Source organism: Paraburkholderia sp. UCT2, assembly GCF_014397665.1.
GTDB lineage: Bacteria > Pseudomonadota > Gammaproteobacteria > Burkholderiales > Burkholderiaceae > Paraburkholderia > Paraburkholderia tuberum.
Genome location: NZ_VZQO01000001.1, coordinates 210,790 through 224,590 on the forward strand (window position 1 = coordinate 210,790; position 13,801 = coordinate 224,590).

Genomic DNA, 13,801 nt, shown 5'->3' on the forward strand with positions numbered 1-13,801 from the left:
CAATGCATCGGTGAAGCACGCACGCTTGCACGCGCCGCGAACATAACGGCGTGGCGGGCAGGGCGCCTGGCGAAACAAGCGGCCGAACCGGTGGCAAGGAGGGCGCGTGCATGAACATCATCGAGTCTGCCGGGATGCCGGGTTCAGCCTGTTCATTGCCAGGACCCGACGTCGGAGTCGTTGCCTTCGCCGCCCGGTTTGCCATCGGCGCCGTAGCTGAACACATCGACCTCGCCGTGCACGCCGGGATTCAGGTACTGGTACGCATTGCCCCACGGATCGTTCGGCAGACGCTCGAGATAGCCGCCGTCCTTCCAGTTGTTCGGCACCGGGTCGGTGGACGGCTTTTCGATCAGTGCGTGCAGGCCTTGCTCCTGGGTCGGATAGCGGCCGTTGTCGAGGCGATAGAGCTTCAACGCCTGCATCACGGTGCCGATGTCCTGCTTCGCGGCAACGCGCCGCGCTTCGTCCGGACGGCTCATGATCTTCGGCACGATCAGCGCGGCGAGAATGCCGAGAATGGCGATCACGACCATGATTTCGATCAGCGTGAAACCGCGTTGACGACGGCCGCGCGAACCCGCGTTGTCAGCGCGGCGAATGGTCGACAGTTGCATAGGTTGCTACCTCTTTTCAGGTGAAATTTTCGGCCCGGCTTATCAGATTGAACACGCCGGGCCGTCATTTTAATGTCATGCAGTTGAAGGGCTTCAACCCACCGCAATTTTCACAATAGTCCGTACAATGTGCGCATGAACGCCATCCAAATCCGCCTCCTGTCGCTCGCGCTGTTCGCCGCTTTCTGCGCGACGCTGACCTACTGGGTCATCACGCTCATCACGTTGTCCGGCGCGCCGTTGCCGGCTGCGGCGGCGCATGCGCAGGTCTCGACCGATCAGGCCGCGACGCTGTTCGGCGGACAGCTCACGCGCAACGTCAATCAGGACATCCATCTCTTCGGCATCCTCGCGTTGAGCAAAGGCGCCGCGGCAATCGTCAGCGTCGGTGGCGAGCCGCCGCGTGCGGTGTCGCTCGGCAGCACGCTGATGCAAGGCACCAGGCTCTCCGAAGTCCGCGCCCGCTCGATCATCATCGACCGCAATGGCGCCCACTCGGAAATCTTCCTCCCCGCCTACTCCAGCGGTCCCACCATTTACGTGCGCTGAAACCCGAAGCGGTTGCGCGGCTGATACCGCATGCCGCGCAAATCCTTTCTCTTCCTTCCTCGCGCTACGACGACTACTACTGCACGAGGTTGTTCAGTTCGATGATCGGCAGCATCACCGCGAGCACGATCACCAGCACCACGCCCCCCATCGCCAGGATCAGCAGCGGCTCCAGCAGGCTCGTCAGGAACATCGTGCGACGCTCCAGCTCGCGCGCTTCGCCATCGGCCGCGCGATCGAGCATCGTCGTCACGTCGCCGGTCGCTTCGCCCGAGCGGATCAGGTGCACGAGCACCGGCGGAAACGTCTTCGTGTTGCCGAGCGCGCGCGACAGCGACGTACCTTCGCGCACTCGCACGATCGCGTCGTCGATGTTCTCGCGCATCGCATTGTTGCTGAGCGTTTCGGCCGCGGCTTGCAGCGCGCGCAGAATCGGCACGCCCGCCGCGGTCAGAATGCCGAGCGTGCTGGCGAAGCGGACCGTGTTATAGCCGCGCACGAGCTTGCCGATCAGCGGCGCGGTCAGCAGCCAGCGGTCGAAGGCGAGCCGCGGGCCCGGTTGCCTGAGCGTCGCGCGAACCAGATAGACGATTACGATCACGCCGATCAGCATCGCCCACCACCAGTGCCGCACGAAGCCGGACAGCGCCATCATCACGATCGTCAGAAACGGCAATTGCTGCTTGGTGCTCGCGAACACGTTGACGACCTGCGGCACCACATAGCTGAGCAGGAACGTGACGATGCCGAACGCGATGATCGTGACGATCGTCGGATACGTGAACGCCAGCACGATCTTCTGCTTCAGTGCATTGCGCTGCTCGATGTAGTCGGCGAGCCGCGACAGCACCAGGCCGAGCTTGCCCGTATGTTCGCCGGCCGCGACGAGCGCCCGGTAGATCTCGGGGAAGTCCTTCGGATGCTGCTGCAGCGCATTCGCGAGCGAATGACCGCCGAGCACTTCGGCGCGAATCGCCGCCATCAGCTCGCGGATGTAGTCGCGCTCCGACTGCTCGGTGAGCACCGCGAGCGCTTCGTCGAGCGGCAGGCCCGCGATCAGCAGACTCGCGAGTTGCCGCGTCAGAATGGCCTGCTCGCGCTGCGACAGACGACGCCCGAGCGCGAGCCGCTGATTGCGCTCGCCGCGCGTACGCGACGCCGCCGGTTCGACGACGAGCGGAGTGAGTCCCTGCGAGCGCAGGTTGGTGCGCGCGCCGCGTGCACTGTCGGCGTCGAGCACGCCCTTTTGTGCCTTGCCCGCCGCGTCGATCGCTTCGAAACGGAATGCCGGCATGCGCTTATGCTCCGCCCGTCACGCGAATCACTTCTTCGAGCGACGTCAGTCCCGATGCGAGCCAGCGCTCTGAATCCTCGCGCAGCGTGCGCATGCCGTGCGCGCGGCCCGCTTCGAGAATTTCGGCGTCCGCCGCGTTGCGGTGGATCAGCGAACGGATCGTCTCATCGATCAGCAGCAGCTCGTAGACGCCGCGCCGTCCCGCGTAACCGGATTGGCCACAACGGTCGCAGCCGACCGGATGCCAGCGCTTGCTGCCGTCCTCTTCCGTGCGCTCTTCGCGACACACCGGGCACAGCCGCCGCACGAGCCGCTGCGCGAGCACGCCGAGCAGCGACGACGCGAGCAGATACGGCTCGACGCCCATGTCGGTCAGACGCGTGACGGCGGATGCCGCGTCGTTCGTGTGCAGCGTCGCGAGCACCAGGTGGCCGGTCAGCGAGGCCTGCACCGCGATCTGCGCGGTTTCGAGGTCGCGGATTTCACCGATCATGATGATGTCCGGATCCTGACGCAGAATCGAGCGCAACGCGCGCGCAAAGCTCATGCCGATCCGCTCGTTGACCTGGGTCTGGCCGATGCCGGACAGGTCGTATTCGATCGGGTCTTCCACCGTCATGATGTTGGTGGTCGCCGTCTCCAGTCGCGACATCGACGCATACAGCGTCGTGGTCTTGCCGGAGCCGGTCGGGCCCGTCACGAGCACGATGCCGTGCGGCTTGCCGATCAGCTTGTCGAACTTGCCGAGCGTGTCGGATGCCATGCCCAGCGCTTCGAGATTCAGTCGCGCCGCGTCTTTTTCAAGCAGCCGCAGCACCGCGCGCTCGCCGTGGCCGGTCGGCAGCGTCGATACGCGCACGTCGACCGGACGACCGCCGACGCGCAGCGTAATGCGGCCGTCCTGCGGCAGACGTTTCTCCGCGATGTCGAGCTGCGCCATGATCTTGATCCGCGAGATCAGCGCGCCGTGCAGCGCTTTTTTCGGCCGCACCACGTCGCGCAGCGTGCCGTCGACGCGAAAGCGCACCACGGACGCATTCTCGAACGGCTCGATATGAATATCCGATGCCTGTTCGCGCGCCGCTTGCGTGAGCAGCGCGTTGATCATGCGGATGATCGGCGCGTCGTCTTCCGATTCGAGCAGATCCTCGACCTCGGGAATGTCCTGCATCAGACGCGACAGATCGACTTCGCCTTCCACTTCACCGACCACCTGCGCGGCGCTGCCGTCCTGGCGCGCGTAGGCCTGGTTGATCGCCTGCGCGAGATCGTCGGCGGGCACGCGCACCACCGATACCGTGCCGTAGTTGCGCGCGATTTCGGCAAGCGCGGCTTCGCTCGTGCGCTCGCTGATCCAGACTTCGAGGCTATCGGCATACTGATGCGCGACCAGGACCTGGCCGCTGCGCGCGAAACCGTACGGCACGAGCCGGGCGGCGAGCGGCGAGGGCGCCGCGCGCTCGCCGACGGCGTCGCCGTTCAACAGACCTTGCGATGGCGCGGTTTGCGCGGGCGTCTGCGTCACGGACGCGCTCCCGGCGATACCGTACTCGGCACCACGCCGCTGGCCGGATCGACGACCGCCGGTTGCGGCACGGTTTGCGGCATCGATTGCGGCACGGGTTGCGTGGTGGGCCGCGCGCTGGCTTGCGGCACGGCCTGCGGCGGTACCTGTTGAGGCACCTGTTGCGGTGCCTGCTGCGGCATCATCTGCTGGCGGCGCATCTGGTTCAGATCGAACAGGTTCAGCGCCGGCGCACCGCCCTGGCTCGGGCCGAGCGGCATCGGCGGCACGACCGGATCGTCGCGATCCCTCATGATGTTGTTGTCCGAACGGTACGCACCCTGCACGCCCTGGATGTAGTCGTAGCGGTTCGCCGTGACGGCCTGGGTGGTGTCGCGATCGGCGAGAATGACCGGGCGCAGGAATACCATCAGGTTAGTCTTGTCGCGCGTCTTTTGCTCGGAGCGGAACAGCTGGCCCAGCCACGGAATGTCGCCGAGCAGCGGCACCTTGCTGTTGCTGACCTGGTAGTTGTCCTGCATCAGGCCGCCGAGCACGATGATCTCGCCGTTATCGCACAGCACGGTCGACTGAATCGAACGCTTCGTGAATTCCGGGCCCGCCGGGTTCGTCGCCGCGTTGTTCGTACCGTTCACGATCGCCGAATCTTCCGTGTAGAGCTGCAGCTTCAGGATGCCGCCGTCGGTAATCTGCGGCTTCACGTGCAGCGTCAGACCGACGTCGACACGGTCGAACGTGTTGAACGCCGCGCTCGTCGTGCCGCTCGTCAGGTTCGAGTACGAACCGGTCTGGATCGGCACGTTGGTACCGACGATAATCTTCGCTTCTTCGTTATCGAGCGTGATCAGGTTCGGCGTGGACAGCACGTTCGCGTCGGCGGTCTGCGACAGCGCCTGCAGCAGCGCGCCGAGACCCTGCACGCCGAAAATGTTGTGGATCCAGCCGACGTTCAGGCCCTGTTGCAAGTTCTGGGCGCCCAGTGCCGTAGCGAGACCGCCGGTCGAGCCGGCAGCGGCCGCGGCCGCCGTCAGGTTGATGATGCTGTTGCCCGAGCCAGTCGACAGGTTGGTACCGGCAAACAGGTTACCGTTCGCGACCTGCCACTGAATCCCGAGGTTGCCGCTCGTATTCGAGTTCAGCTCGACGATCAGCGCCTCGATATACACCTGCGCGCGACGTGCATCGAGCTGGTCGATCACCGCGCGCAAGTTGCGGTACGTCGCTTCGGGCGCCGTGATGATCAGCGAGTTGGTTGCGGGATCGGCCGTGATCATGCCGCCGCCCTGGTCTTCGCTCTTCTCCTTGTCTCCGCCGAGAAAGCCGCCACTATTACTATTCGAGCCCGAGGCGCCGCCGCCCAACGGCGAGTTCATCGAGCTGCCGCCGAGTCCGCCTGACGGCAACGGTGGCGTGCCCGACGTGCCCGTCGAATTGCTGGCGTTCGACAGACCGCCGCCGCCACCGCCACTGCTGTTCTGGTTGAACGAGTTCGCCTCGTTCGCGCCGCCCGACGAGCCTTCGCCGCCGCCCTTGCCGAGCATGTTGCGCAGCGTGCGCGCGAGCTTCGTCGCGTCCGCGTTGCGCAGCGGCACGACGTGAATGTTGCCCGGCATCGTGGTCGGCACGTCGAGCTGTTTCGCGAGCTCCTTTGCCGCCGCGAGACGTGCGGTGTTCGACGCGCGCATCAGTAGCGAGTTGGTGCGCGGATCCGACGCGATCGACACCTTCAGCGTCGCGTCCGTACTGCCTATCGCGCCCGGATCGAGCATCTTGTTCATCTGCTGCGCGATGTCGATCGCATTCGCATTCTTCAGCGGCACGACCGCCACCGACTGGCCTGCCGCGTTATCGATGCCCGCGATGATCTGCGCGATGCGTCGCACGTTGTCGGCGTAGTCGGTGACGACGATCGTATTGTTGGCGGGGTAGGCCGCGACGGTGTTGTTCGGCGAAATCAGCGGACGCAGTACCGGCAGCAGGTTGTTGGCCGATTCGTTCCTCAGCGTGAAGACCTGCGTGACGACCTGGTCGCCGCGCGCCGTCGGCGCGTTGCCGACGTAGGTCGGCACGCCTTGCAGCTTGGCGTCGGCCTCGGGCACCACTTTCAGCACGCCGTGATCCTGCACGAGCGCGAAGCCCTGCATGCGCAGCGCGGACTGCAGGGTTTTGAGCGCCTGATCCTCGGGTACCGCGTTTTCGGACACGAGGTTCAGTTGCCCCTTCACCCGCGGATCGACGATGATCGTCTTGCCGGTCGCCGCGCCGATCGCCTTGGCGACCTGGTCGATGTCGGCGTTGACGAAGTTGAGTGTCACCTCTGCCTGTGCTGTCTGCGCGGTGATCAGTCCAGCCACCAGCAGCGCCGTTGCCACGCGACGCAAAGCCATACAATTTCTTCTCATGGAATGTGATATCGATGCCGGCAGCCTCTGCCACCGACGGTCATGCGATGCGGACCTGGCAGCAAGCTACCGCCCGGTCGGTCTGTGAGCCGGCCCCAAAAGCGAGTTTCGCTTCGAGCTCCAGCGTCCCGACGTCCGAAAAAAACGAACAGTAACAGCTTTTCATGTCGGATTTGAAACAAAACAAGGAGCCTCATGCGAATCCTTACGGAATCGCAGGGTGGTTATTAAATTGAAAGCTAACCGGCACCGTACCTGGACGCCATTACCCGGCTTTGTACGGTCTTATGTCGGTTAGCCAACTTGACGAAGGTCGGACTGCCGGTATGATACGAGCCGTTCGACTCACTGCTATGTGTTTGCTGACGCGGGTTTTCCCCGATGCTCGACAAATGCCCGGCCAGCTTGCCGTTGCGGCCGAAAATGCGGCCGGCAAACTGCCTTACCGATTCTTACCTCGGGTTTATCCAATCCTGTTGACCGATGAAAAGTCCGCTCGTCACCGTCGCCGCCACGCTCGCGCTGCTCGTCGCAGCCGGCTCCGCGCGCGCCGACTGCTTCGACGAAGCGGCTAAGTATCAGAAGGTCAACCCATTGATTTTACGGGCTATCGCGTGGCAGGAGTCGCACAACCGGCCGGATGCGCAGCACAAGAACGCGAACGGCTCGACCGATTACGGTGTGATGCAGATCAATTCGGTGCATCTGCCGGTGCTCGCCCAGTACGGGATCTCGCAGGGCACGCTGATGGAGCCGTGCAAGAACGTTTATATCGCGGCGTGGCATCTGCGCCGCCAGATGAACAAGTACGGCAATACCTGGCAGGCGGTCGGAGCATACCACTCTGAGACGCCGGCGTTGCGGGACAAATACTCGCAACAGATCGCCGCGATTCTGCGCAGCTGGAAGTTGATGCCCGCGCGGTAGGCTTCCCCAGCGCTGTCGCTCGCGCAGGCTGCGCCCGTTTTAATGCACAATGCGGCTTCATGCTGCTGTCGCGCCGTCGCAGCGACGCCGACCATTTGGCCCCGCCCCCGGCACGCCTTTCAATCCTCCCGTATTCCGTACCGCGATGAACCAGCCGCTATTGCCCATCACCGTGCTCTCCGGTTTTCTGGGCGCCGGCAAGACCACGCTCCTGAATCACATCCTCGCAAATCGCGCCGGGTTGCGCGTCGCCGCGATCGTCGACGATCTCGCCGCGGTCAATATCGACCCGACGCTCATGCGCCAGGCGGCCGACCTGTCGAGCGTCGACGAGCAGGTTCTTGAACTCGAGAACGGCTGTATCTGCTGCACGCTGCGCGACGAGCTGCAAAACGAAATCCGTCGCCTCGCCGGCGAAAATCGCTTCGACGCGCTCGTGATCGAATCGAGCGGCATCGCCGAGCCAATGTCGAGTGCCGACACCATTACATTCGAGGGCCACGAAGGCGCGTCGCTCGGCGACGTCGCGCGGCTCGATACGATGGTCACGATCGTCGATGCGTTCAACTTCCTGCGCGATTACGCGTCGGCCGATGCACTCGCCGAACGCGGCATCACGGTCGACGAAGACGACGACCGTACGATCGTCGAATTGCTGATCGAGCAGATCGAGTTTTGTGACGTGCTCGTCGTGAACAAGATCGATCTCGTCAGCGCCGACGAGCTCGCGCGTTTGCAGCGCATCCTCGCACGCCTGAACCCGCGCGCGGTGCAGCTCGTGAGTCGCTTCGCCGACGTGCCGCTCGACCAGATCGTGAACACCGGACGCTTCGATTTCGACGAAGCGTCGAATGCGCCGGGCTGGCTCGCGGCACTCGAGCACGAGCACGGCGGTCAACACGGCCACATGCATCGCAGCGAAGCCGACGAATACGGCGTCGGCCATTTCGTCTATCGCGCACGCCGGCCGTTTCATCCGCAGCGGCTGTGGGAGCTGCTGCATCGGGAGTGGAAGGGCGTACTGCGTAGCAAGGGATTCTTCTGGCTCGCGACGCGCAACGATATCGGCGGTTCGCTATCGCAGGCCGGTGGCGCTTGCCGGCACGGTCCGGCGGGCATGTGGTGGGCCGCGCAGGATCGCAGCGAATGGCCGGCAGGCGACGACGAGCTGGCCGCCGAAATCGCCGCCGACTGGTACGGCGCGCCGGACGATACCAGCATCGGCGATCGTCGTCAGGAGTTCGTGCTGATCGGCGTGGATATCGACCCCGCCATCTGGCGCGCAAAGTTCGACGCCTGTCTGCTCACCGACGACGAATACGCGCTCGGGCCGCAAGCCTGGCAGCAGTTCCCTGATCCGTTTCCGGCGTGGGAGTTCGACGACCACGATCATGATGATGATCGCGGCCATCATCATCACGGGCACGGCGACGACTGCGAACATGGCGGACATGACCACGGCGAGAACGCGCATCGTCATGACTGAACGAAGCACGTCCCGCGCTTGAACCATATGCATGGACGAAAAAAAACCCGCCACTGGCGGGTTTTTCTCGCGGGTGTCAACTGCCCGGCAGGAATCTGCCTAGCGCTTGTTGACCGAGTCCTTGAACGCCTTGCCTGCCGTGAATTTGACGGTCTTGGCAGCCGGGATCTTGATAGTTTCGCCGGTCTTCGGATTACGACCCGTACGCGCTGCGCGCTTGCCCGAACCAAAGCTGCCGAAGCCAATCAACTGGACCGCCTCACCCTTCGACACAGACTTCTTGATCACTTCAAGCAACGTGTCCAGCGTTTCACCGGTTTGAGCCTTGCTGGCGCCCGTCTGTCCTGCGACAGCGTCGATCAGTTCCTGTTTGTTCATTAAGGTTCCTTTCTGAGTTAGGTTGATACGAACAGCGCGACCGCGCCGATTATACGTGCGCGCACCGCGCCGTCGAGCAGCTGCGGCCCTGATCCTGACGATCTCCCGCGCCGGACAAAACCCTGTTCGGCGGCCGTGCTGCCGCTCCCTTCGCGGCGCTTGCTATGATAGCGCAGCGCAAACCCAATCAGGATAAGGGTTTCGAGGAATTGCACGGTTTTCGGGCCGTTCTTGCAAGGAAATCGAAATTTTGCCCCTCTGCACCCCCTAAACGAGGGCTGAAACCCAGTCCTGGCGGGGGTTAGCGTTGGTTTTTGCCAACGCAGCAAAGCGTCTAAATGCGTCCTGATGGGTCTTTTACGGCGACTCGCGCGCAGCGCGCGCCGGCTCGAACCATCGAACCCGCTCTTTCGAGCGACCTTTTGAGCGTGTTTTCCCGTCGCGCATGACCGATCCGCTGATCCCCGCCGTCCTCGCTTTCCGCGACAACGGCAGCCCCTTTTCACCACACTACGACGACATCTATCACAGCGCCGTCGGCGCGCTCGAGCAGGCTCACTACGTCTTTCTGCGCGGCAACGAATTGCCCGAAAGATGGCAGAGCCGCCGTACGTTCACCGTGCTCGAAACCGGCTTTGGCATCGGCATCAACTTTCTCGTCACGTGGGCCGCATGGCGCGCCGATCCGGCTCGCTGCGAGCGGCTGCATTTCGTGTCGACCGAAAAACATCCGTTTAGCGCCGCCGATCTGCGCCGCGTTCACGCAACGACGATCTCCGATCCGCTGATCGCCGGGCTCGCGAACACGCTCGCGAACGCTTGGCCGATGCTCGTGCCCGGCACGCACCGGCTCGAATTCGAAGGCGGCCGCGTCGTGTTGACGTTGATCTTCGCCGATGCGCTCGACAGCCTGCCCACCTTGCGGCTGCGTGCCGATGCGTTCTATCTGGATGGCTTTGCGCCCGCGAAAAATCCCGAGCTGTGGAGCCCGGCGATCTTCAAGGCGCTCGCGCGCGTCGCGGGCGATGACGCGACCTTCTCCACCTATAGCAGCGCGGGCGACGTCAAACGCGCATTGACGCAATGCGGCTTCGAGTATCGGAAGGTCGACGGCTTCGGCTGGAAACGCGCGATGCTGGTCGGCCGCTTCGCGCCGCGCTGGCGTGTGCGCCGTTATGAGCCGCCCGCGCCGTTCGGGCACGACGAACGACACGCGGTCGTGATCGGTGCGGGACTGGCCGGCTGCGCGGTGATCGAGCGGCTTGCGGCGCGCGGCTGGCGCGTGACTTCGCTCGAGCGGCATGCGTCGGTTGCACAAGATGCGTCTGGCAATCCAGCCGGCGTATTCCACCCAATGATTTCGCGCGACGACAGCGTCGCGTCGCGCGTCACGCGGGCGGGCTTTCTGTACGCGCTCAATCGTTGGGCCGCGCTCGAAAGTGCAGGGCATCGGCTCGCGCGCGGCGATCGCGGTCTGCTGCAGATCGCCGCGGACGACGACGAGGCACGCGCAATCGGCGAGGCCATCGGCGCGTTCCGCTATCCGTCCGACTACGTGACGCCGGTGTGCGCGTCCGATGCCGAGCGACTCGCCGGCGTGCCGCTCGCGCGTGGCGGCTGGTTCTTTCCGCGCGGCGGCTGGATCGATCCGGCTTCGCTGTGCGCGGCGCAATTCGCATCGGCAGGCGGCTTGCTCGAACGACGCTTCGGTGTCGACGTCGCGCGGCTCGAACGTTCCGGCGATCAGTGGACCGTCTTCGATACCGCGGGAAAGGTAGTCGCGCGAGCGCCAGTCGTGATCGTCGCCGGTGCGCATGAAGCTGCGCGCATCGCTGGCTTGCGTCATGCGCCGACACGCAGCATTCGTGGTCAGTTGAGCTTGCTGCCGGCGGGTACCGTCGCGCCGCTTGCGCTGCCGGTGATCGGCGAGGGCTACGCCGTGCCGCTCGCGAACGATGTCACGCTGACAGGCGCGACCTATGAACTCGACGACCCCGACCCGTCGCTGCGCGCGGACGGTCATCGCGAGAATATCGAGCGCGTCGCGCAGATGTTGCCGTCGTTCGCAAGCGCACTCGATGCCGCGCCGCTGACCTCGCTCGCCGGACGCGTTGCGTTTCGCTGCGTGACCTCGGATCGCATGCCGATGATCGGTCAGCTCGCCGACGAAGCCGCTGCCGCCCGCGATGCTGCCCGCCTGCGCGGCGCATGGCCGCTCGATCTGCCGCGTCTCGACGGTCTGTACGGCGCATTCGCTTATGGTTCTCGCGGGCTGGTGTGGGCCGCGCTCGGCGCTGAACTGATCGCCTCGCAGATCGAAGGCGAGCCGTGGCCGCTCGAACGCGATCTCGCGGAAGACATCGACCCTGGGCGTTTTCTGCTGCGGTCCTTGCGACAGGGAACGATCGGTTAACCGGCTTCGACCATTGCGAAGTTATCTCCGCGCCCGGCACGTTAACTCCGCCCGCCCTGTAAACAAGGTTAACCAGGACTCCGGCTTATCCACTGCGACCTGTGGATAACCGCGCGGTTAACCGGCGCAAGTCGTGTGGAACCGTTGTGGACGTAAACGGGGTAACTGGGACATCGCGAAAAAGTGCGAAAAGTTGCTCGCGTATACCGGCAGCCGCCGCACATGCTGTGCATCCGGTTATGCGGCCGGGAACTCGATGATTTGTTTCGGTAAACATAGGTTATCCACAGAAACCGAGGCAGCTTGTTAACTGTTACTACGTATACATACGGTAAACCAGTAAACAGCAAAGACGGGGCTAACGCCCTGCCTATCGGGCTAGCTGAATTTCGTTCGAGTTCGCGTAAAACGGATCGCTCGACGCGCTGCGTTAACGACAAATCCGCGCATCGAAATCACCGAAGTAGCGGTAACGCCCGGGAGCCGATTCGCCGTTCGCGACGTGGTCGAAACTGATGCGATACCTCGAAAAAAGGTCGCTTTTTCCGTTCACTGGAAAAATAACGTTCTTTTTTACCGTTTTGCCTGCGAGTTAACGTCTTTTCGGTTAACCCGGAAAAAGCTATGGCACAATCCCCGTTTTTCCGCGTCGTGCCACAGCAACTGACGGCACGCGCAGCAATGGAACGGTGCCGGTCAAACAGAATCTGATTCAAGGTCGACGGCGTTCCTTCAGCGCGCCTGTTGCTACTGCCGCATCCCGTGTATGTGCCCGACTCCGTGCGGTTCTTCGCGGCCGTGGCGCATTCCGATCATCCGATCATTGAAACCTCGCAACGCTGATTTCGCGAAGCGCTTGCGACAACGTGCGCTCCCGATGCGCTCGTGACGGCGTGCGTGTGCGCCGGTTCGTGTCGTCTGCCGTTGCTGCCAAGGAGAACCCATTACGATGAATTCGGCGTTTTCGTTTTTGCCAGCGTGGCCGCTTTCGCCCGACGCCATTTTCTGGGCGGGTCTTGCATTGCTTGCCGCCGGTCTGTGCGGCGAGCTTTGCTATCGCGCGTGGCGTTTACCGCGCATTTCCGGCTATGCGGTGATCGGACTCGTGGCCGGCGCGGCAGGCTTTGGCGTGATCGATGCGGATTCCGCGAGCGCCGCGCGGCCGCTGCTGGACGTCGCGCTCGGCCTGTTGCTGTTCGAACTCGGCAGCCGGCTCGATCTGCGCTGGATCCGCCGCAATCCGTGGCTGATTCTGTCGAGCGTCGCCGAAGCCACGCTGACTTTCGTGCTGGTGCTGCCCGTGTTGCTGTTTCTGCACGTGCCGCTGATGGTCGCGACCGTACTCGCCGCGATTGCGATGGCGACATCGCCCGCGATGGTGATCCAGCTCAAAACCGAACTACGCGCGGAAGGCCAGGTCACGCAGCGTCTTCTGACCTTGACCGCGCTGAACAGCATGTACGCGGTCGTGATCGAAAAGCTCGTGTCGAGCTGGCTGCATCAGGAGGTTTACGGCAACGTGTTCGCGACCATCCTGCAGCCGTTGTACCTGCTGGTCGGCTCGCTCGTGCTCGCGTATCTGCTCGCGCGCACCTGCACGTTCTTCTATCGGCGCCTGAACATGCAGGACGAGCATTCGTTCGTGGCGCTGTTCGGTCTCGTGCTGCTCGCGATCGCGATCGCGCATCTGTTCAAGCTGTCGACGATTCTCGCGCTGCTCGCCGCGGGCATCATCGTGAAGAATCACGAAGTGCGTCCGCAGTTGTGGCCAGAGCATTTCGGCACCGCGGGCTGGCTGCTGACGGTGATCCTGTTCGTGCTGACGCTGACGTCGTTCGAATGGAAGCACATCGCGTTGGGCGGAGTCGCCGCGCTGGGTCTGATCGTTGCTCGCCTCGTCGCGAAGCTGGTCGGCGTGCTGGCGTTCGCGAAGCCGAGCGGGCTGAACTTGAAGCAGGGCATCGCGCTCGGCCTGTCCTTGTCACCGATGTCGGCGCTCGCGTATCTGCTCGTCGACGACACGTACAACCTGTATCCGAACTTCGATCCGCAGCTGCGCGCAATCGCTATGTGTTCGATTTTCGTGCTGCAGATTCTCGGGCCGTGGCTCGTCTATCGCAGCCTCGCGCTCGTCGCCGAGCGGCGCGAGGGGTAAGCGTGAAACGCGCATGGGCTGCCATGCGCGTTTCACGAACCCGTCTTTCAATTCC

The 13,801-nt window shown here is 63.7% G+C and carries 11 protein-coding genes; 5 read left to right on the forward strand and 6 right to left on the reverse strand.

Annotation, left to right across the window (positions count from 1 at the left end):
* Window positions 1–152: 152 nt before the first annotated feature.
* Complete coding sequence (gspG, locus tag F6X39_RS01005) at window positions 153–617, reverse strand: type II secretion system major pseudopilin GspG (protein WP_184036820.1); 465 nt, start codon at window positions 615–617, stop codon at window positions 153–155.
* A 135-nt stretch (window positions 618–752) separates the two neighbouring features.
* Here gspG and F6X39_RS01010 point away from each other — a divergent pair, with 135 nt between their 5' ends.
* Window positions 753–1,166: a type II secretion system protein N gene (locus tag F6X39_RS01010; RefSeq protein ID WP_184060983.1), complete on the forward strand. Its 414-nt coding sequence runs from the start codon at window positions 753–755 to the stop codon at window positions 1,164–1,166.
* 76 nt (window positions 1,167–1,242) lie between these two features.
* Here F6X39_RS01010 and gspF read toward each other — a convergent pair whose 3' ends face one another.
* Genes gspF through gspD form a run of 3 tightly spaced genes read right to left on the reverse strand, consistent with a single transcriptional unit; the run spans window position 1,243 to window position 6,372 of the window.
* Window positions 1,243–2,460, reverse strand: coding sequence for a type II secretion system inner membrane protein GspF (gspF, locus tag F6X39_RS01015; RefSeq protein WP_018418896.1), 1,218 nt, complete (start codon window positions 2,458–2,460; stop codon window positions 1,243–1,245).
* A gap of 4 nt (window positions 2,461–2,464) precedes the next feature.
* Complete coding sequence (gene gspE, locus F6X39_RS01020; RefSeq protein WP_410449855.1) at window positions 2,465–3,985, reverse strand: type II secretion system ATPase GspE; 1,521 nt, start codon at window positions 3,983–3,985, stop codon at window positions 2,465–2,467.
* Window positions 3,982–6,372: a type II secretion system secretin GspD gene (gene gspD / locus F6X39_RS01025; RefSeq protein ID WP_187615175.1), complete on the reverse strand. Its 2,391-nt coding sequence runs from the start codon at window positions 6,370–6,372 to the stop codon at window positions 3,982–3,984. The genes gspE and gspD overlap by 4 nt, the downstream gene beginning before the upstream one ends.
* 498 nt (window positions 6,373–6,870) lie before the next feature.
* Here gspD and F6X39_RS01030 point away from each other — a divergent pair, with 498 nt between their 5' ends.
* Together F6X39_RS01030 and F6X39_RS01035 are read left to right on the forward strand one after the other, a co-directional pair.
* Window positions 6,871–7,314: a lytic transglycosylase domain-containing protein gene (locus tag F6X39_RS01030; protein WP_187615176.1), complete on the forward strand. Its 444-nt coding sequence runs from the start codon at window positions 6,871–6,873 to the stop codon at window positions 7,312–7,314.
* A gap of 145 nt (window positions 7,315–7,459) precedes the next feature.
* The gene (locus F6X39_RS01035) at window positions 7,460–8,800 is read left to right on the forward strand and encodes a GTP-binding protein (protein WP_187615177.1); all 1,341 of its coding nucleotides are present in this window, start codon (window positions 7,460–7,462) and stop codon (window positions 8,798–8,800) included.
* 99 nt (window positions 8,801–8,899) lie between these two features.
* Here the strand turns inward: F6X39_RS01035 and F6X39_RS01040 are convergent, their stop codons facing one another.
* Both F6X39_RS01040 and F6X39_RS01045 read right to left on the reverse strand, forming a co-directional pair.
* Window positions 8,900–9,178 (reverse strand): HU family DNA-binding protein, encoded by a 279-nt coding sequence (locus F6X39_RS01040; RefSeq protein WP_018418891.1) that lies wholly within the window; start codon window positions 9,176–9,178, stop codon window positions 8,900–8,902.
* Window positions 9,179–9,195: 17 nt separating this feature from the next.
* Entirely contained in the window at window positions 9,196–9,393 is a 198-nt protein-coding gene (locus F6X39_RS01045) for a hypothetical protein (RefSeq protein WP_090802341.1), read from the reverse strand.
* A gap of 230 nt (window positions 9,394–9,623) precedes the next feature.
* Between F6X39_RS01045 and mnmC the strand changes: the two genes are divergently transcribed.
* Together mnmC and F6X39_RS01055 are read left to right on the forward strand one after the other, a co-directional pair.
* Complete coding sequence (mnmC, locus tag F6X39_RS01050; RefSeq protein WP_187615178.1) at window positions 9,624–11,591, forward strand: bifunctional tRNA (5-methylaminomethyl-2-thiouridine)(34)-methyltransferase MnmD/FAD-dependent 5-carboxymethylaminomethyl-2-thiouridine(34) oxidoreductase MnmC; 1,968 nt, start codon at window positions 9,624–9,626, stop codon at window positions 11,589–11,591.
* 949 nt (window positions 11,592–12,540) lie between these two features.
* The gene (locus F6X39_RS01055; RefSeq protein WP_090802344.1) at window positions 12,541–13,746 is read left to right on the forward strand and encodes a cation:proton antiporter; all 1,206 of its coding nucleotides are present in this window, start codon (window positions 12,541–12,543) and stop codon (window positions 13,744–13,746) included.
* Window positions 13,747–13,801 lie beyond the last annotated feature (55 nt).